Raw genomic sequence first — 25,525 nt, forward strand, 5'->3', positions numbered from 1 at the left:
CCTATCCAGCGATCAGACGATGTCGGTCATGTCATAGGGCTGCACATCGGCGTCGAGCACCACCGCATGGCGGAGAATCTCGAAGCCCTCGCCCTTCCCGGCCAAGAGGTCGTCGTATGTGCCCGCGGCGTGGACCTCGGAGTGTCCGTCGAGGCCGGTGCGAACCAACACCGCACTCGCCTTCACGTTGAGCGTGCCGTCGCTCTCGACGAAGACGCGCAGGTTGCCGATGAGATGGACCCGGGGCTTGCGCTGCATGCGCCAGTATCCGGAGAGGTAGGCCGCACGCACCTGAAGCGCGACGATCCCTCGCTCCTTCGTCAGGTACAGGCCCGTGTCGGCGTTCTCCCGATCCGTCACGGAGTACTCGGCGTCCTTGTGGAAAAAGCCCAGCCAATCGCGGTAGCGGTCCTCGTCCAGGCACGCCGCCCAATCGGCGTAGAAGGCGCGCACCCGCTCCATGAGGGCCGGATCGTATGTGCGGGTTCCACTGGTCGGCGCCGTCCGCTGCTGCACGACCTCGTGCTCGAATACGTGCTGCTCACTCATGAACGAGCCCCTTCTCCAACACGATCGGCTCTTCGTTGATGTAGGAATTCCAGAGCTTGTGGAAGCACCGCAGCGAGTATTCGTCGAACTTGTCGCCGACCTTGCCCGGCTTGAGACCGCGACCCATGTGGGAGGTGGCGAGGCTGGTGCCCCGCAGTCCGCTCTGGGCACGTACCGACGCCTCGAGGTCGTCGGCGGTGATCTTGCCCCAGGAGCCCTGGGAATCGGCGCCGGTCTCCAGGCGCCGCTTGCGCTCCGCCGCCGACTCGCCGACCTTGCCCAGGATGATGAGTTCCACGACCGTGCGATCCAGGTCGAGGGGCGTCGCGACCTCCAGGAAGATGCTGGTGCCGTCCGCGTCGTATTGCAGGTCGAAGTTCGGGAAGACCGCGAAGATGGTGTTGCCGTGACGGACGTCGCGCTCCCACGCCGCGAGTCGGGCTTCCTGTTCCTGCGCGGTATGGCCGCGACTGGCGGAGTCCTCGACCGTCAGCGTGAGGTTCTCGCCCAGCTCTGCGGAGAGGCCGGCGGCGTACTTCTCGATGTTGAACCCGCCGTACGCCGGGAACGTCAGCATCGAGTGGCCGCTGGCCAGTTCGTAGTTCCTGCCGGGTTGCATGCCGCCGCGGCCGTCGGCGATCATCCGGTGCAGGAACTGCGGGTGGTAGTTGTCCCGGAAGTTGTCGGTCCAGAGCTTCCAATTGCCCGGGTAGTCCCATCGGGCGCGACCGATCACCTCGGTATCGGCCATGAATTCCCGCAGGTATCGCGCCGCCTCGCCCAGGTAGTCCTCGAAGTTCTCGACGGCCGGGTCGATGGCGGCGAAAACGAGGCCGGCGAACTCCGCGACCTTCACCGGCGTCAAGCCGTACTCGGATTTGTCGAGGCCCTCACCATAGGCCCGCGGGAACGGCACCCCGATGAGGTCGCCTTTGTCGCTGAAGGCCCAGGCGTGGTACATGCACTTCACCGAACCCGGACACGTGCCCTTGGCGCCGAGGAGTACCTCGACTCCGCGGTGCGTGCACGCGTTGTGGAAACCGCGGATGACCCCGTCGGTGCCGCGCCACACCGCAACCGGTTCTCCGGCGATCCTGGCCGTTCGGTAGCTGCCCGCCTCGGGGAGTTCGGAGGTATGGCAGACGAGTTGCCAGGTACGCCGGAAGATCTTGACCCGCTCCTCCTCGTAGAGGCCGGGATCGGTGTAGTTCCTCCGGGGCACCAGCATGGGCGAGGTGCGCGTGTGCTCGTCGCGGGACGGCGTCGGAGGTTCTTCTGCCTGCGCGGTCATCGGTTTGTCTCCCTTCGAGACACTCGCATCGGGACGTGTACTCACTTCGAGATCGCGCTCGGCGAATACGTGCTGTTTCCTTGCGCCGAAAATCCGGGATGGCTTCGATCGTTGTGCGGATTGCGTGGACCTCGGTCGGCGCCCGGATCTCGCACGCAGAGGGATGTCGTCGGCTCGGGTTTCGAGGCGGTTGGAATTGCCGCACCGGAATCACCGGGAACCGGGTGGATTCAGTGTGCGGGAATTGCCCGCCCCCGCGGCAGAGCCGGTCGATACGCGGTCCAGGTAACGCGTACCGGCAGTACGTGTCGGGCCGTCCCGGGCGTACAGTTTCGGACCATGGCACCTGAAGACAATGAGCTGGGAGATTTCCTCCGCTCTCGCCGTGCACGCGTGAACCCGACGAGCTTCGGCGGCGCGCCCGGCATCGGGCGGCGCGTACCCGGCCTTCGGCGGGAAGAGGTGGCCGCGCTCGCCGGCATCAGCGTCGAGTACTACGCCCGCCTCGAACGCGGTCGGAAAGTGCGTGTCTCCGAGACGGTGTTGGGCGCCATCGCCCGCGCCCTGGGCCTGAACGATCTCGAGACCGCGCACCTGCGCGACCTCGCGCACTCCGTGGAGAAGGTTCCGCCGGCCGCCGAGGCGCGTGATCATGCCGGCGATGCCGTACGCCCGGAGCTACAGGTGATCACCGATGCGCTCGGTCCACTGCCGGCGTGGATCACCAACTACCGGATGGACTTCCTTGCCGGGAACCGCGAGGCCCGCGCAATCTACGCGCCCCTCCTCGCCAACCCCGAAGACAGGGGCAACCGGGCGCGCTTCCTCTTCCTCAACCCGGCCGGCAGGGCCTTCGAGTGCCGATGGGAGCGTGTCGCCGACGAGGCGGTGGGCGCGCTCCGGTGGTACGCCACACGTCATCCCGACGATCGCGAACTCTCCAGGCTCATCCTCGATCTCAACGCGCGCAGCGCGGAGTTCAGGTCCCGCTGGGGCGATCACAACATCAGTCACCATCGCTCGGGCGACGTGCACGTGAACCATCCGACCATCGGCGAACTCGACCTGCCCTACGAGCGCCTCGACGTCACTCACGACCCGGGCTTGAGCCTGTTCATCCACGTGGTGGAACCCGGTTCGACTCTCGCGCGCAGGCTAGCCGCCCTGGTCGCCGACGGCTCCTCGGCGACCCCGCGGGTGTAGGTCGCGGACACGGGAGCGCGGCCGGGCCGGCGGCCGTGTTCGGGTCGTTGCCCGCCCGCGCCGTCGTCGCTCGACGGCGTGGGCGAGGCGATGGGCGGCTACTGGTAGGACGGGTCCTGCCAGGGGCCGATGCTGCGGGAGCGGACGGGTTCGACGAAGCGGGGCCCGACGGTGTTGGGGTGGTCCGGGCCCCAGTTGGTGGCCTCGCCCTGCATGACCACGCGCGCGTTGTCGGTGTACCAGTCGACGAGGTCGCTGTCGGAGCGCAGCAGCCAGGTGCAGCCGTGTTCGGGGTCGGCGGTGAAGTCGCCGTGGCGGATGAGGGCGGGGCGCCAGAAGTAGGTGCCGGGCCACATCTTTCCGTAGTTGTAGTCGAAGGCGCCGTCGAGGCAGTAGGACTCCTCGGTGCAGGGGTGGTGCGCCATCGGCTCCTCCCGCCAGCCGGGCTTGGCCTTGATCAGGCGGGTGTAGAAGCCGGTCTTGGCGTCGCGGTGCAGCAGTTTGATGTAGAGGCCGGGGACGGGTGTGCCACCGAGGTCGAAGCGCATCGGGCTGCCGTCCTTGACGTCGATCCACGGCATGGCGGACGAGTCGAGGACCACGAGTTTCTGGTCTTCGCGGACGGTGGGCCGGTCGCGGTCGCCGGGTTCGAAGGTCCAGTCGCCGTATTCGCGGAACAGGAGGATCTCCGTACCGGCGGTGACGGTGACGGGTGGCGTCAGTACGCCGGCGGGGGTGGTCCAGTAGCCCTCGGGGCCCAGGGTGGTGTCCCCGATGGTGACGGAGCCGGACAGGACGTACCACTCGGTGTCGGCCTGGTGGGTGCCGGCGGGTCGGGTCCAGTCGCTGGTGAAGCGGACCTTGAGGGAGGCGGAGCCGTCTTCCTCGTCGTAGCTGAGGTTGAGCTGTTCGGCGGTGCCGGTCGCGTGTCGGAACTCGGCGGGGTGCCAGATGAGGTCGCGTTCGTCGATGAGTTCTACGTGGGGTCGCACGGTGTCTCCTCCGCATCGATTTTCCGATGCAGAATGTATCTCTTACTTAAACCCAGGACAAGATGTATCGTTAATTGTCGTGACCAGACCCGGCCGCCCTGCGGGGCCCACCGACGACACCACGACGGTCGTGCTGACCGCCGCACTGGAACTCCTGTTGACCGAGGGCGCGGTGGCGCTGACCCCCCAACGGCTGCACGCCGTGACGGGGGTCTCGCGCTCGACCGTGTATCGGCACTGGCCCACCCCTCGCGACTTCCTCGAGGCCCTCATCGCCGTCGCGCCGCTGCCGCCGCGCACGTCGAGCGGAGACCTCGCCCGAGACCTGCACACCGAGGTCGACCTGCTGTGCAACCGCCTGCGGGACAAGCCCGTCGGCGGATTCCTCCAGGCGCTGGTGGCGGCGGCGTCCGCCGACCCCTCCACCGCCGACCTGCGGCGCCGCTACGTCGGGGACCTGCTCGCCCCCTTCCACGACACCCTGCGGACCGCGGGCGTCAAGGCGAGCGCGCGCGAGGACGCGGTCGCGGCGATCGTCTCCCCCCTGCTGGTGGACGCCCTCCTGTTGGATCGACCCACCGCACGGGCACGGGCCCACCGCACCGTGGACGAGACGGTCGCGAGGGTGGTGCGGGCATGACGAACGCCGTCGGGCCGCGGGCCGTGTTCGGGGTGGTCGTCCCGAGCACCAACACCGTGGTGGAACACGACTATTGGAAGGCCGGGGTGGACGGCGTCGCCTTCCGCGCCGGGTCGATGCACATCACCGATCCGGCCATCGCCGACGATCGCGACTTCGAGGCCCTGTTGGTCCAGATCCGCGCCTCGATCGACACCGCGGTGCGCGACGTGCTCACCGCGGAGCCGGACCGCCTGGTGATGGGGATGTCGGCGGAGACGTTCTGGGGCGGCGTGGCGGGCAACGCGGCGTTCGAGCGGCGGCTGCGCGAGCGCACCGGCCTGCCGGTGACCACCGGCGCCGCCTCCTGCCGGGCGGCACTAAAGGAGTTGGGCTGCCGGCGCATCGTGGTCTTCTCCCCGTACCAGCCGATCGCCGACCGCGAGGTGGGCCGGTTCTTCACCGAGGCGGGCTTCGACGTCGCCGCGATCACGGGCCTGCGCTGTCCGACCGCGATGGACATCGCCCGGGTGCCCGACGAGCGACTGCGAGATGTCGTGGCCGAGTTGGACGCGCCGGATGTCGACGCCGTCGTCCAGGTGGGCACGAATCTGTCGTTCGTGGCCCTGGCCGGCGAGCTCGAGGCGGAGTTGGGGAAGCCGGTGATCGCCATCAACACCGCGACACTGTGGCACGCGTTGCGCGAGCACGGGATCGACGATCGGTTCCCGGACGCGGGCGTGCTGCTGCGCGAGCACTGAGTGGTCGCCCTCCCCCGAGGGAGGGCGACCACGTGCCGACGGCGGCCGTACTCCGGCCGCCGTCGCGTGTGTCCGCGTGGTTCTACACCGCGTCCGCCGACGCGGGCGCGCCCAGGTAGGCGTGCCGCACCCTGGGGTCGGCGGCCAGTTCCGCCGCCGTGCCGGCCAGGGCCACCGTGCCCCGGTCCAGCACCCAACCCCGGTCGGCGTACGCGAGCGCGACCCGTGCCTGCTGCTCCACGAGCAGCACGGTCAATCCCTGCTCACGGTGCAGTCGCGCGAGGTATTCGAACATCTCGGCGACGCGACGCGGGTCCAGGCCCAGGCTGGGCTCGTCCAGCATGAGCAGGCGGGGTCGGCTCATCAACGCCCGTGCCACGGCGAGGGCTTGGGCCTCCCCACCCGACAGGGTGCCCGCCCGCTGGGTGCGGCGTTCCCCCAGTCGTGGGAACAGGTCGTACATCTCGCGCAGGCTCGCCCGCACGCCCGAGCGGTCGCGTCGCCGGGCGAAGGCGCCGAGGAGCAGGTTCTCCTCGACGGTGTGCTCGGGCAGGATGCGTCGACCCTCGGGCACATGGCCGACACCGCGGGCGGTGCGGCGTGCGGGTGTCGCCCGGGTGATGTCGCCGCCGTCGAGTTCGATCCGGCCCGATGCGGGGCGGACGAGGCCGGACACCGCACGCAGGGTCGTGGTCTTGCCCGCGCCGTTGGCGCCGAGCAGGACCGCGAACTCCCCCTGCCGTATGGACAGCGACAGTTCCGCGCACGCGGTCACGGCGCCGTACCGAACGGTGAGCGCTTCGATTCGCAGGACGGTCGGATTCATCCGGGGTTCTCCGTGTGTTCGGCCGGGCGTGCGGTATCCGGGGCTCCGACTCTCGCGGCGACGCGGTCGTCGTGGCCGGGCGGCATGTCGCCGAGGTAGGCGCGCAGGACCGCCGGGTCGTCGCGGACCTGCGCGGGGGTGCCCTCGGCGATGACCCGGCCGCCGTCCAGGACGGTGATCACGTCGCACACGCGCATGACGAACTCGACGTTGTGCTCGATCAGTACGACGGCCAACCCCCGCTCCCGCAGCGCCCGCACCAGGCGGGCGAGCGCGTCCACCTCGACGGCCGTCAGTCCGGTCGCCGGCTCGTCCAGGATGAGCACCCGGGGGCGGGTGGCGACCGCGCGGGCCACCTCCAGCAGGCGTTTTTGGCCGTGGGAGAGCGCGTCGGCGGGCCAGTCCGCGCGGCCGCCGAGCCCGGCGAACGCCAGCAGGTCACGGGCCTCTTCGCGCTGCGTCCGGTCCTCGCGTCGATGGCCGGGGGTACGGGCCACCGCGGCCGCCCACGTGTGCCGGCTGCGCAGGTACATGCCCGTGAGCACGTTGTCCAGCGCGGAGACCTGGGCGAACAGGTGGGGTATCTGGAAGACGCGGGTGACGCCCGCCGCGGCGACCGCGGCCGGGGTGCGCGGCGCGGGCCGGCCGTCGACGAGCACCGTGCCCTCGTCGGCGCGCAGGTGGTGGGTCAGGCACGACATCAGGGTGGACTTCCCGGAACCGTTCGGCCCCATCACGCCGTGCACGGTGCCCGCGCGCACGGCCAGGTCCACCCCGGCCAGGGCCGTCAGGCCGCCGAACCGCTTGACGATCCCGCGCGCGGCGAGCACGGGCCCCTCCCCCGGCTCGGGTCCGGCCCCCGGGTCGGCGAGCCCGGGCACCTCGTCGGGTACGGGCACGTCGTCGGGTTCGCCCACCACCTCGCGTCCCAACGGCGTGACCCGCCAGGTGCCGACGATTCCGCGCGGCATGACCATCATCGCGACCAGGAGCACACAGCCCATGATCAACGTGCGGTAGGTGCCCTGGTCGCGGGTGTAGTAGTCGATGGTCTGGGCGAGGGCGACCCCGAGGATGGGCCCGCTGAGGGTGCCGATGCCGCCGAGCATGAGTCCGACGAACAGGACCAGCCCGTTGTCCATGGCGCCCACGCCCGGGCTGACGAAGGTGTTCTGCACGGCGTACAGACCGCCCGCGAACCCGCCCAGGGCACCGGCGAGGGTGAACACCCGCAGCTTCGCCGCCCACGGCCGGATGCCGAGCGCGGACGCGGTCTCCGCGGACTCCCGCACCGCCATGGTGGCCCGTCCGGCGCCGCTGCGCACGAAGTTGCGCTGGACGACGTACGCCAGCGCGACCGCGCCCAGCGCGACGTAGTAGAAGGTGTCGGTGGACACGTCCGAGGGGGCGGGGATGTCGGTGATGCCGTTGACGCCGCCGGTGACCGAGTCCCACTGTCCGGCGATCTCGATCAGCAGCAGGTTCGCGGCGAGGGTGATCATCCCGAAGTACAGTGCCGTGGCTCTGAGGCTGACCAGGACCACCAGCGCCGCCGAGGCCGCTCCGGTGCAGATCGCCAGGACCAGGCCGATCCACGGGCTCCATCCGGCCTCGACGGCCGCGGCTCCGACCGCGTAGGCGCCCACCGCGAGCAGGCCGGTGTGCATCATGGACATCAGTCCGCCGTAGCCCATGCACAGGTTGAGGGACACGACGAGCACGGCGCTGACCGCGGCGCCGGTGAAGAGTTTGACGTAGTACTCGGATTGCCACGAGTAGAACGCGATCACGTGCGGCCAGGCGAGCAGGAAGAGCACGCCGAGCAGCGTCAGCGCGGCCATCGCGTAGGGGCGGGCCGTGTACCAGGCGGCGAGTGTGCCCTTGCCGGGCCGCGTGGTGGACGCGGGGGTGGGGTCGGCCATCAGTGTCCCTCCATCGGCTTGCCGAACAGCCCTGCGGGAAAGGCGACGAGGATCGCGCCCAGCGCCAGGTAGACGACGATGCTGCCGGTGGCGGCGCCGACGTTGGCGGCCACGAGCGAGTCGAGCAGCCCCACCACCAGGCCGCCGGCGAGCGCTCCGCGCGGCGAGCCGATCCCGCCGATGACCGCGGCGATGAAGCCCTTGACGGCGAACAGCAGGCCGTCGGCGGGGCCGACGAACAGCACGGGCGCGGCGATGAGCCCCGCGACGGTGGTGATGCAGCACGAGATGGCGAAGCTCGCGACGACGACGCGGCGCACCGGGATCGCCAACAGGGAGGCGGTGTCCGGGTCGTGGGCCGCGGCCCGGATCGCCCGCCCGTGCCAGGTGCGGTGCAGGAAGAGGTCGTAGCCCGCGACGATGGCGAGCGCGACGGCGATGACGAGGATCTTCTGCCATGCCACGCCGTGCACGGACCCGGAGATCATCGCCGCGGGTCGGAGCACGTCCCCGGAGAAGTTGATCAGGTACAACGACTGGGCGACCATGGCGACGGCCAGGGTGGCGATGATCCACGCGAAGCGGGATCCGGACAGCCGCACCGGGAGCATGATCAGGCGCTCCTGGGCCACGCCCATCGCCAGGCCCGCGACGGCGGCCAGCACGAGTGCCGCGGCCCATCCCCAGCCCTGGACGGACAGCACCTCGTAGCCCACGATCGCGCCGAGGACCAGGGCCTCGCCCTGGGCGAAGTTCACCACGCGCGTGGGTTGGTGGACGATGGCCAGGCCCAGGGCGATCAGGGCGTAGACGGAGCCCGCGTACAGCCCGTCGGTCCACGTGGTCAGATCCATGGCGCACCCGCCTCCGTGGCAAAGACGGCGAAGACGGCGACGACGGCTGTCACTTCTGGTCCTCGGTGACGTCGGTGGTGTACCAGCCCTGCGCGTCCTTGTTCCAGCGGTACAGGCGCACGTCCTCGGGCCGGTACATCTCGTGGGCGGGGGTGACGGCTATGCGGTTGCCGGAAGGTGTGCGGTCGGCGGGCACGTCCAGGCGGGACCAGGCGGCGGCGACGGCGTCGGGGTCGACGCTGCGGGCCTGTCCGGCCGCGGTGGTGTAGGCGAAGACGCAGTCGGCGGCCATCGCGACGCCCTTGGGCGAGGTGGCGCCGACGGCGCGTTGTCCGGTGTTGCGCCCGTAGCGCTGGACCACCAGGTCGGTGTGCGCGCGGTAGCCGGGCTGCCAGCCCGCGGGGTCGGTGCGGCCGGGGAAGGGGTAGTACATGTCGGCGAACACCGCGCCGTTCGCGGCGTCTTCGCTCGCCTCCAGGAATCCGATGTTCTGCAGTCCGGAGCCGGAGACGACCTTGCCGGTGTATCCGGCCTCCTTGATCGCGGCGAGGCTCTTGGGGCCGCCCGGGACGTTGCTGGAGATCCACAGCGCGCCCGCGTCGCGGACGTTGTTGACGTAGGGCAGGTGTGTCTGGTCGTCGGGGCGGGTGAACTGCGCGCCCCGGTACTGGAGTCCGTACTCGGGGGCGAGCCGCTTGAGGGCGGTGTCGAGCGATTTCCCGGTGTCGTCCTGCTCGTAGACGGTGGCGATGGACGTCACGCCCTGTCTGCGCAGCCAACCCAGGTTCGCCCGGGCGTCGGCCTCGTAGGAGTCCTGGCCGCGGAAGGCGTACTTCTGGTCGGCGAAACTGCCTCCGGCCACGCCGGGTTGGCAGTTGAGCTTCTTGTTGGTGTCCAGGGTCTTCTTGGCGGCGTCCCAGAACGCGGTCAGGGACGGGCCCACGACCAGGCGCACAGAGGGGTCCGTGGCGAGTTCCTGGGTGGCCTGGACCGCTTTGGCGGGGTCCAACGCCGAGTCGCGGGCGACCAGTTCGAGTTGGGCGCCGCCCACGCCGCCGGCGGCGTTGACTCTGTCGATCTCCACGCGCAGCGAGTTCTGCTGGGATTGGCCCAGGATGGCGAAGGGGCCCGTGAGCGGCGCGATCAGGCCGACCTTGATCTTGTTGGTTCCGGCGCTCCAGCCGCCTCCGGCGCCCTGGGAGGTGGTCGAGGACGAGGGTCGCGCGCCCTTGCCGGAACAGCCCGTCGCGGCGACCAGCGCCAGCAGCACGGATCCGGCTGCGGCGAACGATCGAAGGGTGCAATTGCGCATGGCGCCTCCACGGCACGAGGGGAATCGGAGGATCCGTCGGGGCGGGAGCGCGGCCGACGGTCGTAGCCGATGAAAGGGGGCGGCCCCGGGACAGGGGGCCGGACATCACGAAACGGAATATTCGATTCCGCTTTGATCACACGCGTCGACGAAGCGGGATCGACGCGGGGGTACGCCCGGCGGCGTCGCGGATCAGGAACGGCGCAGGTGCGCCTCGGCGTCGGCGAGGTCGATCACATCGGCGTATTTCGCCTCCAGGTCGAGCAGGTTGGCGTTGTGGACCCGGGAGTTGCGGTCGCCGCACGCGTCGGCGACGACGAGCGGTCGGAAGCCGTGTTGCAGGGCGTCGGTCGCCGAGGCGCGTACGCAGCCGCTGGTGGTGAGTCCGCAGATGTAGAGGGTGTCGACGTCCAGGCCGCGCAGCGTGGAGGCGAGCGAGGTGCCGAAGAAGGCGCTGGCGTACTGCTTGACCACCACGATGTCGCCGTCGACGGGTGCGGGGTGCTCGACGAACGCCCCGAGGGGGTTGCCCGGTTCGAACGCCGCGAGTGCCGGGACCTTGCGTCGGAACAGTCCGGCGTCGACACCTCCGGGGGCCAGGCGCACCGTGGTGAACACCACCGGTACTCCCCCGGCGCGGGCGCCGGCGACCAGGCGCGCCGCGGCGGCCACGGCGTCCTCCACCGGTGCCCGCAGCGGCGACGCGTCGTCCAGGTAGGCGCGGACGAGGTCGATGGCCAGCACCGCCGGGCTGCGTCCCGGGCCCAGTCGGACGCCGAATCCGGCCGAGCGGTATTCCTCGCGCAGGTCGTTCACGGCGCCGCCTTTCGCACGTCGACCGGCGGGGTGGGGGCGGGCAGGCCGGTTTCGGCTTCGCACCGTCGCAGGATGGTGGCCAGGGGCGGGCCCATGTCGAAGACGGGGACCTCCCCGCGTTCGGCGATCCGGTGTGCCCGCAGGTGGGCGGTCGCCGGTCCGTCGACGGCGCCCTGGTCGTCGCACACGACGCCGTAGCCCGCGCGGGCGCCGTCGGCGCTGACCAGGCCGCGCCGCACCTCCAGGCCGACGAGTTCGGGGTCGCGCCGGTAGGGGTCGCCCCATCCGCCGCCGCCCCAGGTGACGAAGTGCAGTACGTCGCCGGGTTCCACCGGCACGTCGTGGCACTTGCTCGGCAGCACCTGGGTCTCGCCGTCGGCGCGGTCGATCCATTTGCGGCCCCGGGCGCCGGGCCTGCCGCCGTTGACGCCCCACGGGTAGGTGAGCCAGCGGTCGTCGTGGATGGCGATGGTGCCCGCCTCCCCGAAGCGGTAGGCCACGTCGACGGCGTTGCCGCCGCGGTGCAGGCCGGGGCCGCCCGAGTCGGTGACGGTTTCCCAGCGTTCGACGCGCAGGGGGTAGTAGGACTCCAGGTATTCGCAGGGGATGTTGACGAACGAGGGCCACAGCGAGTGGCCGTCGGGGCCGTCGCCGATCGGGCGGCCGGGGATTCCGCCGAATCCGATCGAGTAGAGCTGGAACCACTCGCCGGCGCGCTCTCCCGAGGTGTGGTGGCCGGAGTACATGAAGTGCGGCGACGAGGAGAATCCGGCCGCGTTGAGGATGTCGGGGTTCTTTTGCCCGAGCAGGCCGCCGAAGAGGTCGAAGACGCGGCCGATGCCGTGGTTGCGGGCGTTGAGCGCCGCGGGGCGGCGCGGCTTCCAGAAGGAGTCCTCCGGGATGGTGACGTCGATGAGCGGGTAGAACCCGTCGTTCCACAGGATCTGCGGGTCGGCCACGGTGATCACGTAGATGCCGAAGAACATCCGGACGAGGTTCTCGTTGATGTAGTAGTTCACGGGACCGACCGCCTGCGGGGCGGCCCGGCCGAAGTCCAGGTGGATCTTGTCGCCGCGGCGGGTCAGCGACACGCTCAGCTCGTACGGCCCGTAGCCGCAACCGTCGTCGCAGATCCAGTCGGTGAACTCGAGGGTCTCGCCGTCCTCGAACAAGGTGGCCAGCAGCGCCTTCATCGCCCGGTGATTGCGCTCCAACAGGGCGTCGAGCGCCGACAGGTACACGGCGACGCCGAAGCGGTCGCACAGTTCCCCGATGCGTCGTGCGGCGGTGCGGCAGGCGGCCACGAGACCGTTGAGGTCGGCCCGGTTCCAGTCCGGCATGCGGACCTGGTTGAGGATGATGTCGAGCGCGTCCCGGTTGAGCACGCCCTGGTCGTAGAGCTTGAAGGGCGGGATCACCACGCCCTCCTCGTAGATGGTGCGCGCGTCCGAGGGCATCGAGGACGGCGTCTTGCCGCCGACGTCGGACATGTGGCCGAACATCGAGGCCCAGCCCACAAGTCGACCGGCGTGGAAGATCGGGAGCACGATCAGCCAGTCGTTGGCGTGGCTGATCGCGGCGCCGCACGCGTACGGGTCGGACGTCAGCAGGACGTCGCCCTCGCGGATGGTGCCCGCGAAGCCGGCCAGGAAGTCGGGCACCGACAGGCCGAACTGTCCGACGACCATCCTGCCGTCGGGGTCGGCGATCAGCGGGAACTCGTCGTGCTGCTCGCGGATGCCCGGGGACAGCGCGCTGCGGAAGAGGACTTCGTCCATCTCGTGGCGGGCGTTGCGCAGGGCGTTCTCGATGATGTCGAGCGTCACGGGATCCACGCTCGTCCGGGCGACGGGCGTCGGGTCGCTTTGCAGGATGCGGGCCATCACTCACTCCGGGGTGTCGGCGGGGTCTGCGGGATCGAAGCGGTGGTCCGCGCGCGGCCGGATCAGCAGGCACCCGCCGGCGTCGACGGTGGCGGCGTGGCCGGGCAGGACGAGGGTCGTGGAGTCCATTTCGGTGATCACCGCCGGTCCGACGACGACGTCTTCGGCGAGGAGCCGGTCGCGGTCGTAGATGGCCGCGTCGGCGAACGCCCCGTCGACCCAGATCTCGGTGCGCCGCACCAGCGCGTGACGAGGCGAGCCGGTGCCGACGGGCAGTGTCCGGGCGGCCACCCGGGGCCGGGGGCCGGTGACGGTCGCGCGCAGGTTGATGATCTCCTTCTCGTTGGTCAGCAGGAAGGAGAACAACCGCTGGTGCTCGGCGTCGAACGCCGCCCCCAGCAACCCGAGCGGATCCTCGTCCGCCAAGGTCTCGGGGCTCACCGTGATCGGGATCTCGAAGCCCTGGCCGTGGTAGCGGATGTCGACCTCGTAGCGGGTCTCCTGCGTCGCGGCGTCGACGCCTTCGGCGACCAGGCGCTCCCGGGCGCCGGCGGCGAGTTCGTCCAGCATCGCGCGCAGGTCGTCGGCGTCGATCAGGGCGAAGCGGCGGGCGAGGGTGCGGGCGCTCTCGTCGCGCGCGCTGGTGGTGGCGTCCCCGTACGCGCACAGCACGCCCGGCGACGGCGGCACGATCACCGGCCACGCGCCGGTCAGTCGGCCCAGCGCGTTCGCGTGCAGCGGGCCCGCGCCGCCGAACGCCACCAGGGCGAAGTCCCGGGGATCGAAGCCTTGTTGCACGCTCACCAGGCGCAGCGCGCCGAACATGTTCTCGTTGACGATGTCGACGATTCCGGCGGCGGCCTCCTGCGCGCTGCCCAGTCCCATGGCCTTGGCGATCGTGTCGACCGCGGCGTGCGCGGCGGCGCGGTCGAGGCGGATCTCGCCGCCGGCGAGTGCGTCGGGGAGGTAGCCGAGGACGACGTTGGCGTCGGTGACGGTCGGTGCGATGCCGCCGTGCCCGTAGGCGGCGGGCCCGGGTCGCGCTCCGGCGGATTGTGGGCCGACCCGCAGGGCCTTGGTGAGTTCGGGGACGTGGGCGATGGAGCCGCCGCCCGCACCGACCGTGCGCACGTCCACGCTGGAGGCGCGCACGGTGAGGTCGGCGACGGTGGTCTCGCGGCCGATGCGCGGTGTCCCGTCGAGGACGAGGGCGACGTCGGTGGAGGTTCCGCCCATGTCGAAGGTCAGCAGGTCGGTGTGTCCGGCCTGGCCGGCGAACCACACCGCGCCGGTGACGCCGCCGGCGGGTCCGGACAGCAGCAGCGACACCGGGTTCTCGGCGGCCTTGTCGGCCGAGGTCAGGCCGCCGTCGCTGCGCAGGATCGACAGGGGTGCGCGCAGGTGGTGGCCGCGCAGGGTGTCGTCGAGGTTGCGGACGTAGCGGGCGACCTCGGGCTGTACGTAGCTGTTGGCGACGGTGGTGACGGTGCGTTCGTACTCGCGCATCTCGGGCAGGACGCGGCTGGAGAGCGAGATGGGAATGCCCGGGAGCTCCTCGGCGGCCAGCGCGCCGAGCGCGACCTCGTGGGCGTCGTTGGCGTACGCGTTGATGAGCGCGATGGTCAGTGCCTGGACGTCGTTGTCCGCGAGTCGGCGCAGGGCGGTTCGGGCGGCATCGGGGTCGAGGGGTTCGACCTCGCTGCCGTCGGCGGCGATGCGCCCGCCGACCTCGACGGTGTTCTCCAGTGCGGCCAGGGGTTCCGGCTTGGGCCAGATGATCCAGCCGGCGAGGCCACCGGGCACGTAGGAGCGGGCGATCTGCAGGACCTGCCGAAAGCCGGTGGTGGTCACCAGTCCGACGCGGGCGCCGCGGCCCTCCAGGATGGCGTTGGTGGCGACGGTCGTTCCGTGCAGGACCCGGTCGATCTCGGACAGGTCGATGCCGGCCTCGAGGCACACCTTGCGCACGCCGGCGAGGACGCCGAGCGACTGGTCGTGGGGGGTGGACGGCGTCTTGGCGCGGTGCGTCGCGCCGCTGTCCTGGTCGACGAGCAGCACGTCGGTGAACGTGCCGCCGACGTCGACGCCGAGGCGGTATCCCATCGTGGTCCTCCGGGATGTGGGAGCGGGTCGGTGGAGGCGGGGTCAGACGACGCCGCGCGCGGCGAGGTCGTCGATCCGATCGCGGGTGAGGCCGAGGAGGTCGCGGTAGACCTCGGTGTTGTGTTCGCCCAGTTCCGGACCGAGCCGGCGGACCGCGCCGGGGGTGGCGCTGAGTTTGGGGAAGACGTTGTGCATCGGGAACGCGCCCAGTTCGGGGTGGGCGAGGGTGACGATCGCCTCGCGCGCGGCGAAGTGCGGGTCGGCGAACATGTCGCGGGCGGTGTAGATGCGGCCGGCCGGCACCCCGGCGTCGTTGAGGCTGTGCAGCAGGTCGGCGGCGGGCAGGTTCGCGGTCCACCGCGCGATCACGTCGTCGAGTTCGGCCATGTGCGCGCCGCGCGCGGCGTGGGTGGCGTAGCGCGCGTCCTGGGCGAGGTCGGGGCGGTTCATCGCGGTTGCCAGACGGTGGAAGACGGTGTCCTGGTTGGCGGCGATCAGGACCATGTCCGCGTCCTTGGTGGGGTACACGTTGCTCGGTGAGACGTTGGGCAGGACGGGGCCGGTGCGTTCGCGCTGGTATCCGCCGACCGCCCATTCGGGGAGCAGGGATTCCATCATCGCCAGGACCGCCTCGTAGATCGCGGAGTCGACGACCTGCCCGTTCCCGGTGCGTTGGCGGTGGTGCAGTGCGGCCAGCGCGCCGATGGTGGCGAATACGGCGGCGAGGGAGTCGCCGATGGAGATTCCGGTGCGTGAGGGGTTCTTGTCCGGGTCGCCGGTGACGTGTCGCAGGCCGCCCATGGCCTCTCCGATGGACCCGTATCCGGCCTGGGGGGCGTAGGGGCCGGTCTGGCCGAATCCGGTGACGCGGACGACGATCAGGCCGGGGTTGGTGCGTGCCAGGTCCTTGGGGTCCAGTCCCCAGCGTTCCAGGGTGCCGGGGCGGAAGTTCTCCACGAGGATGTCGGCGCGGTCGATGATCTCCCGGGCGAGCCGTTGGCCCTCGGGGTCGCGCAGGTTGCAGGTCACCGACTTCTTGTTGCGGGCGACGACCGGCCACCACAGGGATTTGCCGTAGGGGCGTTCGCGGCCCCACTGGCGCATCGGGTCGCCGGTGCCCGGCGGTTCCAGTTTGATCACCTCGGCACCGAAGTCGCCCATGAGTTGGCCGCAGAACGGTCCCGCGAGGAGTTGGCCCATCTCGACCACGCGCAGTCCGGCCAGCGGTCCGGCGGTGGGCGCCGTGTCGCCGGCATTGTTCTCGTGGATGGTCATCAAGACTCCCGGGGTCCGTTGGTCGAAGGTGGTCTCGGCGGGCGGTGCGCGTCACGTCCGGGGGCGGACGTCACGCAGGAGGGCGGCCTTGGCCGCGGCGACGTGCGAACTCATCACCGCTCGGGCCCAGGGGCCGTCGCGGGCGCGCAGCGCGTCGACGAGTTCGCGGTGGTGGGCCGCGCTGCGAACGAGGTCCGCGGGGCCGTAGCGGTGGTAGGTGCTCATCACCAGGGGCGTGTGCACGACGGAGGCGAACAGTGCCGCGAGCCGCGGTCCGGTGGCCGCGCCGCGGACGCGGCCGTGGAATTCGGCGTTGAGCCGCGCCACGTGCTCCAGGTCCGGTCGGCGGCGCCGGACGGCCTCCTCCATCCGGGTCGCCAGTTCGGCCATCGCGCACAGGTCGGTGTGTCCCATGCGCGTGGCCGCGCGTTCGGCGGTGAACGCCTCCAGTTCGCGGCGGAGCTCGTAGATCTGTTCGAGATCCTCCGGTGTCCAACTGGCGACGCGGGCGCCCTTGTGAGGCGCGGTCTCCACCAGCCCTTCCGCCGCGAGGCGGCGCAGCGCCTCCCGGATCGGGGTCCGGCTCGCCCCCAGTTCCTCGGCGATCTCGGCTTCCGCCAGGCGGGTTCCACCGCGACGGGTGCCGTCGAGGATCGCGGTCCGCAGCGCCTCGTACGCACGATCCGCTGTGCGGGCCATGAGGCGATCCCCTCGTCAAGTTGTATGCAATCTAGGCGGGCGTGATCGCTTGACACAAGACTTGTGGCGGGTAAACCTCAAATCACCACGAGTAAGCGACCTTCATTGCATACGATCGGAGTCGGTATGGAGATCCTTGAGGTGGGTCCGCGCGACGGCCTGCAGAACGAGTCCGCGATCGTGTCGACCCCCGACAAGGTCCGGTTGATCACCCGCGCGGTACAGGCGGGTGTGCGGCGCGTGGAGGCGGTCAGCTTCGTCAATCCGCGCCTGGTGCCGCAGATGGCCGACGCCGCCGAGGTCATGGAGCGGGTGCCTCGCGTCGAGGGGGTCGCCTACGCCGGGCTGGTCCTGAACCGTCGCGGCCTCGAACGCGCCGTCGCCGCCGGGGTCGACGAGGTGAACGTGGTCGTCGTCGCGAGCGAGACGTTCAGTCGCCGCAACCAGAACTGCGGGATCGACGACATGCTCGACACGTGGGGTGCGATCGCCGCGGACGCCCGCTCCGCGGGCCTGCGCACCACGGTGACCATCGCGGCGGCCTTCGGATGCCCCTTCGAGGGCGAGGTCGCGCCCGACCGCGTCGAGGAGATCGCCCGCCGCGCCGCCGCACACGGCCCGGACGAGATCGCCCTCGCCGACACCATCGGCGTCGGCACCCCCGACCGGGTCGAGGTCCTGCTCGACGCCCTGACCCGGGCGGCGCCGGGTGCGCGCCGTCGCTGCCACTTCCACAACACGCGCAACACCGGATACGCCAACGCGCTGGCCGCGGTGGCGGCGGGCGTGGACACGCTCGACGCGAGCGTCGGCGGATTCGGCGGCTGTCCCTTCGCCCCCGCCGCGACCGGCAACATCGCCACCGAGGACCTGATCTACGCCCTCGACCGCATGGGCGTGCCCACCGGCGTCGACCTGGCGTCGATCATCGACGCGGCGAACTGGCTGGCGGTGCGCCTGGACAAGCCGGTACCCGCGCTGCTGGGCCGGGCCGGCATCTTTCCCGGGACGCCGTGACCCCGACGCCCGCGCGGCGGCGCGAGCGCGCGGCCGCGCTCGGCGCGTCAGTCCCGCTGGGCGCTCTCGTCCCGCGCCGGGGTCGCGAACGACGCCAGCAGGACCGCCTTCGCCGCCGCGACGTGGGAACGCATCACCGCCTGGGCCCACTGGCCGTCGCGGGCCCGCAGGGCGTCGACGAGCTCGCGGTGATGGCCGGCGCTGCGCACCAGGTCGTCCGGGCTGTAGCGGTGGAACGTGCTCAACACCAGGGGCATCTGCACCACGGCGTTGAGCATGGTCAACAACCGCGAACTGGCCGAGGCCGCGCGGATGACGACGTGGAACTCGGTGTTCAGTTCGGCCAGTCGCTCCAGGTTCTGTCCCGGGCCCGGACGTGCGGCGGCCTCCATGGCGTCGCACAGCTTCCGGAGGTGTTCCACGTCGGCGTCGCTCACCCTGGTGGCCGCGCGCTGTGCCGCGAAGGACTCCAGGACCAGCCGCAGGTCGTAGATCTCCTCGACGTCGGCGCGGGACCACTGGGTCACCCGGGCCCCGCGGTGCGGTGCGACCTCGACCAGGCCCTCGACCTCGAGTCGGCGCAGCGCCTCGCGCACCGGGGTGCGGCTGCCGCCGATCGTCTCGGCGAGTTCCGCCTCGCCCAGGCGCTCGCCCGGTCGGTAGTGTCCCTCGAGGATGCCTGCCCGCAACATCTCGTACGCACGGTCCGCGGCGCGTGCCCTCACTCGCCCACCTCCTACCCGCATGCTACGGACCCCGGCCGCGGTGGTCGTCGACGGGACGCGTCGATGCCGTGCGAAGGTCTCGCACGAGGGCCGGGGCCGGGGCGGTTTGCCGGATGCGACGAGCCCGAGCGCGGTCGCGCCGCTCGATCCCGCCCGTGGCCGCCGGTACCCGGGGCCGGGCCCCGCCGCGACCGCCGTCGGCGCGGTGACGGTTTCGGCAGGTCCGCCCCTCGGCCCGTGTTCCGCCTCGTGGAATGTCGTTGACACTGAAGGAACACGGGCCCGACGCTGCGGGGGCTCGGGTTCGAAGGGCTCGGCCCCGTCGGAAGGACACGCACCATGGCGCGTAAACCCCGTTCCACCGTTCGTGCGGCTCTGGCCGCTTCCGTGGCGACGCTCGCCGTCGCGGCCACACTGTCCGGCTCCGCCCAGGCGCACCCGGCGCCAGCACCGACCGATCCGGGGTCGCTGTTCGCGTCGCTCTCCGACCCGAACGCGCGACTGTTCCTGCAGACCCTGGGACGCCCCGACGGGCGGGACATGGTGTTCCGGATCAGCGGAAGCGTCCTCGACCAGGTCTCGGGCAACGCCTACGGCGCGGCCCTGCCGCACGGCGCCAAGCTGTTCGGGTTCGAGGGTTACAACATCCGGCGCCTGTACCGGCAGCCGGGTACCGACGACGTCTACCAGTTGTCCCGGGAGATCGTCTTCTACACCGACCCGGTCACCGGCAAGCGCCTGACCGAGTGGACGAATCCCCTCGACGGCCGCACCCGGCCACTGCCGCCGGTGAACAACGAGCACGTCAACGGCCATTACCGGATCAAGGGCGGCAAGCTCTACTCGGTCCTGGGTACCGCCGAGGTCCCGCTCGACACCGCGGTCGTGCCCAAAACGATCCACGACCAGCTCGTGTGGACCACCGACGCCGCGCCGCTGTACGACCTGCGTACGCGCTACCGGATCCCCGAGACGTTCGGCCTGGTCGACAACACCTATGCCTCGTGGGAACTGTTCGACTTCTACGTGGACCGCGACGAGGCGCGTGCCCGCGACAACGCCCGCCAGGTCCCCAAGGGGGCGATGGAGGTCACCAACTCCTGGACCCGCAACGGCCCCTACATCCCCGCGATGTGCATCGCGGAGACCGGCAGCCCCGGCAATCTCGTCTACCATGCCCGCAGTTGGTCGCTGGACTCGTTCGACGCGCTCGAGCCGTGGCTCAAGGACATCGTCCGCGCCGAGTACCCGCTGTACCGGCACGCCCCGGACGCGGTGGACCCGGCGCCCAACGACACCACGTGGACGTCGTTCTACCGGCAGGAGTTGGCCCCGAAGAATGTGACCTGGAAGCAGTGGTGCGACAACGGCGGCCGGTAGGCATCGCCCGCCGGCCTCGTGCCGGGGCCTGACGGAGTGACCTGGGGTGTCCGGCGGCACGAGCGGCCGGACACCCCAGGTGTGGAAGGGAAATGCCATGACGTCGACCGTCGTCCTCGCGCCGCCCCGCGCGTTGGCCTCCAGCGTGGTCACCGCTCGCGATCTGCTGTGGGCCGCGGCCCGGGGCGGGCGTGGCGGCGCGGGTCACCGGGTGCTGACCGTCAGCCTGGACGGGCGCCCCGTGGCGTGCCAGGGCGGGGTGGTCATCGACGCGGACGCCGCCCTGGTCGACGTGCGCGCGTGTGAGTTGGCGTTCGTGGCGGCGTTCACCGGGGACGCGGACGAGGCCGTCGCCGCGTGCGCGCCGATGTTGCGCCGGCTCGGCGAATTCCACCGCGACGGCACGCTGTTGGCCTCCGGCGGCACCGGGTCGATGCTGCTGGCCGCGTCCGGGGTCGTGGACGGCGGCGAGGTGACCACGTTCCCGCCGTACGCCGTCGAGTTCCGCCGGATGTTCCCGCGGGTGCGGCTGCATCCCACCCGCGCGATCGTACGCTGCGGACGCGTCGCCTCGGCGCACGGTCTGGTCTCCAGCATGGAGTTGCTGGCCGAACTGGCCGGACGGGTGTACGGCGGGCCGTCCGCCGCGCGCGTGGCGAGTCGGTTCGTGTTCGACGTGCCCGAGGAGCGGCGGGCCCTGCCGGCCGAGGCCGCGCACGTCGGCGACGGCCGCCGGGCGCCGGCGCCCGCCACCGATCCGGTGGTGGTGGCCGCGCAGTTCTGGCTGGAGGAACACCTCGCGGAGGCAGTGACGGTGTCCGAACTGTCGCGTCACCTCGGGATGACCGCCCGAACCGTCGAGCGCCGTTTCCTCGCCGCGTTGGGCATCGGTCCCCGCCGCTACCTTCGCCAGGTACGGATGGCCCAGGCGGAACTGCTATTGGCCGAATCGACGGCGAGCATCGCCGAGGTGGCCGGGCGGGTGGGCTACGGCGACGTCTCCGCGTTCCACCGCGCGTTCGCCGCCACGACCGGCCGCCGCCCCGGCGACGCGCGTCGCCGCTGAATCCCGTCGCACGCACGCAAGGGCCGCCGCGAGTGTTCGCGGCGGCCCCCGCGCGTGCGGTGTGCTCAGCCGCGGGGGACGTACCTGCCCGACGGTTCGCCGACGACCTCGCCGTCACGGTAGGCCACGCGCCCGCCGACGACGGTCGTCCGGGGCCAGCCTCGCAGTTCCACGCCCTCGAAGGGGCAGTGGTCCTGGCCGGACAGCAGCAGGTCGGTGGACACCGTCTGGCGCCGGTCGGGGTCGATCACCACGAGGTCGGCGTCCGCGCCGACCATCAGCGACCCCTTGCGGCCGAGGCCGTAGGCGCGGGCGGGGTTGGCCGAGACCAACTCGGCCACCCGCCGCAGGGACAGTCCGCGACGGTGGTGCCCCTCCGACAGCAGCACCGGATACAGCAGTGCCGTGCCGCCGAACCCGGGCAGTGCCGGCCACAGTTCGTCGCCCTTGTGCTCCTCCATGCAGCACGCGTGATCCGAGGCGATCCAGTCGACGCTGCCGTCCAGCACGCCGGCCCACAGCGCCTCGTTGTCGGCACGCGTGCGGATCGGCGGGTTGACCTTGGCGCCCAAGCCGGCGCCGGCGGCGTCCAGGGACTCGTGGTCCAGGCACAGGTGATGCAGGGTGACCTCGGCGCGGACGTCGAGTTCGGGGTGGTTGCGGCGGGCCGCGTTGGCCGCGTCCAGCGCGTCCGCGCTGGACAGGTGCAACAGGTTGACCGAGCAGCGGGCCGCCTGGGCCAGGGTCGTCGCCTCCCCGATCGCGACGCGTTCGGTCAGCGGGGGCCTGCCGCGGTGGTACGCCTCCAGGGTCTGCGGATCGCCGTTTTTGCGCACCCGGTCGATGAACAACCGCATCAGTTCGGACTGCTCGCAGTGCAGCGACAGCGAGATGCGCCGGTCCGGGTCGGCCGCGTTCGCCGCCGCGACGCCTTCCATCAGCTCGAACAGGTGGCCCAGGTCGTATTCCTGGCCGTCCTCGGCCATCCGGAACGCCTTGGTGTCGCGGGAACTGGCGGCCAGGTTGAAGCCCTTGTAGAACATGTAGTACTTGAACGAGGTGACGCCGTGGTCGGCGATCAGCGCCGGGATCTCGCCGATCTGGTCGGTCGTCATCGGGGCCAGGTGGAATCCGTAGTCGGTGAACGCGCGCCCGGCCACTGCGTTCAGGACCTCCGGGAAGATCTTCTCGTACGGACCGGTGCGGTTGAGGTAGTGCTCGCCGGTGCGGAAGTAGGACAGCACCGTGGTGACGCCGCCGACGAGCGAGGAGCGGGTCTCCTCGTAGGCGTCCAGGGCCAGGTCGCGGTAGATGCCGAGGTGGTAGTGGGCGTCCACGGCGCCGGGCAGGACCACCTGTCCGGCGGCGTCGAGGACTTCGTCGGCGTCGGCGGCCGGCAGGTTCTCGCCCAGGGCCGCGATGACGCCGTCCTTGACGGCGAGGTCGGCGCGGATCTCGCCGACGTAGGGCTGTACGAGTGTGCCGTTCTTGACGATCAGGTCGTAGCGTGCCATGTGTTCGGGCCGCCGTACGGAGGCCCGCACCCCCTTCGGTGCGTGGTTCGGGAGAATCGGTCGGGGCGCCCTCGACAAGGGCTCAGCGATGGGACGGCGTGGGGGAACGCGCGGGCGGCGCACCCATACATTCGGACAGGCGCCGGCCGGCGCGCAGCAGGTGTGCCAGGCAGTCTTCGGCGACCCCGGAGAAACGTTCGGCGGGCCCGCACACGCTGATCACGGCGATGGGCCGGCCCTCGTGGTCGAACACGGGGACGGCGACCGAGCCCGCCCCCGCCTGGCGTTCGCCCGACGAGCGCGCCCATCCGCGGGCGCGGATCTCGGCCAGTTCCTCGGTCATCCGGCGCACCGCGGGGCCGGGTTCGGCCGGTGCCGCCCGACCGCGTCCCTCGCCCGCGCGGGCCGGGCCGTCCGCCAGCAGGCGGGCCAGGGCACGGACGTCCCGCGCCTCCGGCAGGAAGGCCAGGAGCGCCTTGGAGGAGGCGCCCACGCACAGCGGGTAGGGCGCGCCGAGCGTCACGGACATGATCACCTCGCGGTGGGGGGTGACCTGGTCGACGTAGACGCGGGTGTCGCCCACGCGCACCGACAAGGTGGCCGTCTCCCCGGTGTCCGCGGACAACCCGTGCAGTTCGGGTGCCGCGGCGACGCGCACGTCGAGCCGGTCCAGGTAGGCCAGTCCCAGGCGCATCGCCCCCGGCCCCAGGCGGTAGCGCCGGGTGTCGGGGTCGAGGTCGACCAGGCCGCGGGTGCGCAGCGAGGCCAGCAGTCGGTGCACCACGGCCTTCGACATGCCCAGGGCTTCGGAGATCTCGGTGATGCCCAGGTCGGGTCGGTGCGCGTCGCAGAAGTACATCAGGACGTCGGCGGCGCGTTCCACCGTGGCGACGGTCTGTCCGCCCGGCGGGCTCGCGCGCGCCGTGGGGACGGGAGCCTCGGACGGCACGGCGTCAGTCGGCACGGCGCAGTCCCACGCGCACCGGTGGATCGGCGACGATGCGGGTGTCCAGGAACTCCCACCAGTCGTCCTGCGACACGCGCCGATGCTCCCAGTCGCGGTCGCCCTTGAGGCCGGCCAGTGCCTTGCGGTAGGCGCCCCACGCGGCCTCGTCCTCGAAGGCCGCCCAGTTCTCCAGGGTGTACACGTCGCCGATCACGCTGTAGTACCAGCGCACTTCCCGGACCATCGGCAGGTCGCGGTAGAACCAACTCTCGCGGTCCTCGAGCCACGTCCAGAACGCCTTCTGGTCGCGTCGGGAGCGCTCGGTGAGTTTCATGCGGTAGACGAGGTAGATCACGGGATTCCTCTCGAACGACGCGAGGCGATCGCGGTGTCCGGCACGCCGGCCGACACCGCCCCGGCCCCCGGAAGACTGTTCCACAGGAACAAACAATGTTTCACTTCCGAGCGGGGATGCCTCATGCTAACTTCCGGGATCGTGTTCCACAACGAGGAACAACATTTCATCCCGTGGAATCGAGAGGCGGCATCATGCCCGACGAACCCCTACGGGGCGTCACCGTGCTCGACTGCGCGACACTCTTCGCCGGCCCCCTGGCCGCGACCATCCTCGGCGACTTCGGCGCCGAGGTCGTCAAGATCGAACACCCTCGCAAACCCGACCCGGCGCGCACCCACGGCCCCGCCAAGGACGGCGTCGGCCTGTGGTGGAAGATGCTCGGCCGCAACAAGCACACCGTCACCGCCGACCTCGGCCGGCCCGGCGGGGCGGACCTGCTGCTGCGCATGGTCGAGGAAGCCGACGTGCTCATCGAGAACTTCCGCCCCGGCACGCTGGAGCGCTGGGGCCTGGGTCCGGAGGTGCTGCATCGGGTCAACCCGCGACTGGTGCTCGCCCGCGTCACCGGATTCGGCCAGTTCGGCCCGTACGCCAACCGGCCCGGGTTCGGCACCCTCGCCGAGTCGATGAGCGGCTTCGCGGCGGTCACGGGCGAACCCGACGGCCCGCCCACACTGCCCCCGTTCGGCCTCGCCGACGGCGTCGCCGCACTCACCCTGGCCGGCGCCGTACAGACCGCGCTCTACCACCGCGACGTGCACGGCGCGCCCGGCCAGGTCGTGGACCTGGCCATCATCGAACCGCTGCTGACCCTGCTCGGCCCCCAGGCCACCGCCTACGACCAGTTGGGCCTGGTACCCGAGCGCACCGGGAACCGCTCGGTCAACAACGCCCCGCGCAACACCTACCGCACCCGGGACGGCAGATGGCTGGCCGTCAGCACCTCCGCCCAGTCCGTCGCCGAGCGTGTCATGACCCTCGTCGGCCGGCCCGAGGTGATCGACGAACCCTGGTTCGCCACCGGATCGGGCCGGGCCGAGCACGCCGACCTCCTCGACGAGCAGGTCGGCGGTTGGATCGCGGCCCGCGACCATGCCGAGGTGATCCGGGAGTTCGAGAACGCCCAGGCCGCCGTCGCCCCCGTGTACGACATCCGCGACATCTTCGCCGACCCCCAGTACCGGGCCCTCGACTCGCTCACCACCGTCGAGGACGCCGACCTGGGCCCCATCCGCATGCAGAACGTCCTCTTCCGCCTCTCCGGCTCCCCCGGCGCGATCCGTTGGACCGGACGCGCCCACGGCGCGGACACCGAGGCGATCCTGTCCGGTCGTTTCGGCCTGAGCGCCGACGACCTGGCCGCACTCCGCGAGGAAGGTGCCATTTGACCAGCCCCCTGTGGGAGACGACCGCC

Annotated in this window: 23 protein-coding genes; 7 read left to right on the plus strand and 16 right to left on the minus strand. The window is 71.2% G+C overall.

What is annotated here, in order from left to right:
* Nucleotides 1–12: 12 nt before the first annotated feature.
* Nucleotides 13–549: an aromatic-ring-hydroxylating dioxygenase subunit beta gene (locus B4N89_RS00530; protein ID WP_078973894.1), complete on the minus strand. Its 537-nt coding sequence runs from the start codon at nucleotides 547–549 to the stop codon at nucleotides 13–15.
* The gene (locus B4N89_RS00535; protein WP_078973895.1) at nucleotides 542–1,840 is read right to left on the minus strand and encodes an aromatic ring-hydroxylating oxygenase subunit alpha; all 1,299 of its coding nucleotides are present in this window, start codon (nucleotides 1,838–1,840) and stop codon (nucleotides 542–544) included. Before B4N89_RS00535 ends, B4N89_RS00530 begins: the two co-directional genes overlap by 8 nt.
* 339 nt (nucleotides 1,841–2,179) lie before the next feature.
* On the opposite strand from B4N89_RS00535, the gene B4N89_RS49520 reads away from it, so the two are divergent.
* Nucleotides 2,180–3,043 carry a helix-turn-helix transcriptional regulator gene (locus tag B4N89_RS49520; protein WP_161500577.1) on the plus strand — a complete coding sequence of 288 codons (864 nt, stop codon included), beginning with the start codon at nucleotides 2,180–2,182 and terminating at the stop codon, nucleotides 3,041–3,043.
* Nucleotides 3,044–3,141: 98 nt separating this feature from the next.
* On the opposite strand, the gene B4N89_RS00545 is transcribed toward B4N89_RS49520, so the two are convergent.
* The gene (locus B4N89_RS00545; protein WP_078973897.1) at nucleotides 3,142–4,035 is read right to left on the minus strand and encodes a DUF4437 domain-containing protein; all 894 of its coding nucleotides are present in this window, start codon (nucleotides 4,033–4,035) and stop codon (nucleotides 3,142–3,144) included.
* Nucleotides 4,036–4,114: 79 nt separating this feature from the next.
* Between B4N89_RS00545 and B4N89_RS00550 the strand changes: the two genes are divergently transcribed.
* Nucleotides 4,115–4,675: a TetR/AcrR family transcriptional regulator C-terminal ligand-binding domain-containing protein gene (locus B4N89_RS00550; RefSeq protein ID WP_078973898.1), complete on the plus strand. Its 561-nt coding sequence runs from the start codon at nucleotides 4,115–4,117 to the stop codon at nucleotides 4,673–4,675.
* Nucleotides 4,672–5,415 (plus strand): maleate cis-trans isomerase family protein, encoded by a 744-nt coding sequence (locus B4N89_RS00555; protein ID WP_078973899.1) that lies wholly within the window; start codon nucleotides 4,672–4,674, stop codon nucleotides 5,413–5,415. Before B4N89_RS00550 ends, B4N89_RS00555 begins: the two co-directional genes overlap by 4 nt.
* 82 nt (nucleotides 5,416–5,497) lie before the next feature.
* Here B4N89_RS00555 and B4N89_RS00560 read toward each other — a convergent pair whose 3' ends face one another.
* The 9 genes from B4N89_RS00560 to B4N89_RS00600 all read right to left on the minus strand — a co-directional run bounded on the left by B4N89_RS00560 (nucleotide 5,498) and on the right by B4N89_RS00600 (nucleotide 17,105).
* Nucleotides 5,498–6,241, minus strand: coding sequence for an ABC transporter ATP-binding protein (locus B4N89_RS00560; RefSeq protein ID WP_078973900.1), 744 nt, complete (start codon nucleotides 6,239–6,241; stop codon nucleotides 5,498–5,500).
* Complete coding sequence (locus B4N89_RS00565) at nucleotides 6,238–8,163, minus strand: ABC transporter permease subunit (protein WP_078973901.1); 1,926 nt, start codon at nucleotides 8,161–8,163, stop codon at nucleotides 6,238–6,240. Before B4N89_RS00565 ends, B4N89_RS00560 begins: the two co-directional genes overlap by 4 nt.
* Nucleotides 8,163–9,017: a branched-chain amino acid ABC transporter permease gene (locus B4N89_RS00570; RefSeq protein WP_078973902.1), complete on the minus strand. Its 855-nt coding sequence runs from the start codon at nucleotides 9,015–9,017 to the stop codon at nucleotides 8,163–8,165. Before B4N89_RS00570 ends, B4N89_RS00565 begins: the two co-directional genes overlap by 1 nt.
* Nucleotides 9,018–9,066: 49 nt before the next feature.
* Nucleotides 9,067–10,329 carry an ABC transporter substrate-binding protein gene (locus B4N89_RS00575; RefSeq protein WP_078973903.1) on the minus strand — a complete coding sequence of 421 codons (1,263 nt, stop codon included), beginning with the start codon at nucleotides 10,327–10,329 and terminating at the stop codon, nucleotides 9,067–9,069.
* Between the two features lie 192 nt (nucleotides 10,330–10,521).
* Nucleotides 10,522–11,145, minus strand: coding sequence for an isochorismatase family protein (locus tag B4N89_RS00580; RefSeq protein ID WP_078973904.1), 624 nt, complete (start codon nucleotides 11,143–11,145; stop codon nucleotides 10,522–10,524).
* The gene (locus B4N89_RS51100; RefSeq protein ID WP_078979018.1) at nucleotides 11,142–13,028 is read right to left on the minus strand and encodes a hydantoinase B/oxoprolinase family protein; all 1,887 of its coding nucleotides are present in this window, start codon (nucleotides 13,026–13,028) and stop codon (nucleotides 11,142–11,144) included. The genes B4N89_RS00580 and B4N89_RS51100 overlap by 4 nt, the downstream gene beginning before the upstream one ends.
* A gap of 3 nt (nucleotides 13,029–13,031) precedes the next feature.
* Nucleotides 13,032–15,131: a hydantoinase/oxoprolinase family protein gene (locus B4N89_RS00590; protein ID WP_078973905.1), complete on the minus strand. Its 2,100-nt coding sequence runs from the start codon at nucleotides 15,129–15,131 to the stop codon at nucleotides 13,032–13,034.
* A gap of 42 nt (nucleotides 15,132–15,173) precedes the next feature.
* Nucleotides 15,174–16,406, minus strand: coding sequence for a CaiB/BaiF CoA transferase family protein (locus B4N89_RS00595; protein ID WP_078973906.1), 1,233 nt, complete (start codon nucleotides 16,404–16,406; stop codon nucleotides 15,174–15,176).
* Between the two features lie 51 nt (nucleotides 16,407–16,457).
* Nucleotides 16,458–17,105, minus strand: coding sequence for a GntR family transcriptional regulator (locus B4N89_RS00600; protein ID WP_078973907.1), 648 nt, complete (start codon nucleotides 17,103–17,105; stop codon nucleotides 16,458–16,460).
* A gap of 126 nt (nucleotides 17,106–17,231) precedes the next feature.
* Here B4N89_RS00600 and B4N89_RS00605 point away from each other — a divergent pair, with 126 nt between their 5' ends.
* Complete coding sequence (locus B4N89_RS00605; protein ID WP_078973908.1) at nucleotides 17,232–18,122, plus strand: hydroxymethylglutaryl-CoA lyase; 891 nt, start codon at nucleotides 17,232–17,234, stop codon at nucleotides 18,120–18,122.
* Between the two features lie 47 nt (nucleotides 18,123–18,169).
* On the opposite strand, the gene B4N89_RS00610 is transcribed toward B4N89_RS00605, so the two are convergent.
* On the minus strand, nucleotides 18,170–18,847 hold the full coding sequence (locus B4N89_RS00610) for a GntR family transcriptional regulator (protein ID WP_235618412.1): 678 nt from the start codon (nucleotides 18,845–18,847) through the stop codon (nucleotides 18,170–18,172).
* A gap of 339 nt (nucleotides 18,848–19,186) precedes the next feature.
* Here B4N89_RS00610 and B4N89_RS00615 point away from each other — a divergent pair, with 339 nt between their 5' ends.
* Complete coding sequence (locus B4N89_RS00615) at nucleotides 19,187–20,227, plus strand: DUF1838 family protein (protein WP_078973910.1); 1,041 nt, start codon at nucleotides 19,187–19,189, stop codon at nucleotides 20,225–20,227.
* Between the two features lie 97 nt (nucleotides 20,228–20,324).
* Nucleotides 20,325–21,293 carry a GlxA family transcriptional regulator gene (locus B4N89_RS00620; protein ID WP_078973911.1) on the plus strand — a complete coding sequence of 323 codons (969 nt, stop codon included), beginning with the start codon at nucleotides 20,325–20,327 and terminating at the stop codon, nucleotides 21,291–21,293.
* Between the two features lie 65 nt (nucleotides 21,294–21,358).
* On the opposite strand, the gene B4N89_RS00625 is transcribed toward B4N89_RS00620, so the two are convergent.
* The 3 genes from B4N89_RS00625 to B4N89_RS00635 form a co-directional block, all read right to left on the minus strand.
* The gene (locus tag B4N89_RS00625; RefSeq protein ID WP_078973912.1) at nucleotides 21,359–22,807 is read right to left on the minus strand and encodes a dihydroorotase; all 1,449 of its coding nucleotides are present in this window, start codon (nucleotides 22,805–22,807) and stop codon (nucleotides 21,359–21,361) included.
* An 82-nt stretch (nucleotides 22,808–22,889) separates the two neighbouring features.
* The gene (locus B4N89_RS00630) at nucleotides 22,890–23,771 is read right to left on the minus strand and encodes an IclR family transcriptional regulator (RefSeq protein WP_235618413.1); all 882 of its coding nucleotides are present in this window, start codon (nucleotides 23,769–23,771) and stop codon (nucleotides 22,890–22,892) included.
* Nucleotides 23,761–24,108 carry a hypothetical protein gene (locus B4N89_RS00635; protein ID WP_078979020.1) on the minus strand — a complete coding sequence of 116 codons (348 nt, stop codon included), beginning with the start codon at nucleotides 24,106–24,108 and terminating at the stop codon, nucleotides 23,761–23,763. The genes B4N89_RS00630 and B4N89_RS00635 overlap by 11 nt, the downstream gene beginning before the upstream one ends.
* A 194-nt stretch (nucleotides 24,109–24,302) precedes the next feature.
* Between B4N89_RS00635 and B4N89_RS00640 the strand changes: the two genes are divergently transcribed.
* On the plus strand, nucleotides 24,303–25,499 hold the full coding sequence (locus tag B4N89_RS00640; protein WP_078973913.1) for a CaiB/BaiF CoA transferase family protein: 1,197 nt from the start codon (nucleotides 24,303–24,305) through the stop codon (nucleotides 25,497–25,499).
* The last annotated feature ends 26 nt before the right edge of the window (nucleotides 25,500–25,525 follow it).

Origin of the sequence: Embleya scabrispora, assembly GCF_002024165.1 — a bacterium.
Classification (GTDB): Bacteria; Actinomycetota; Actinomycetes; order Streptomycetales; family Streptomycetaceae; genus Embleya; species Embleya scabrispora_A.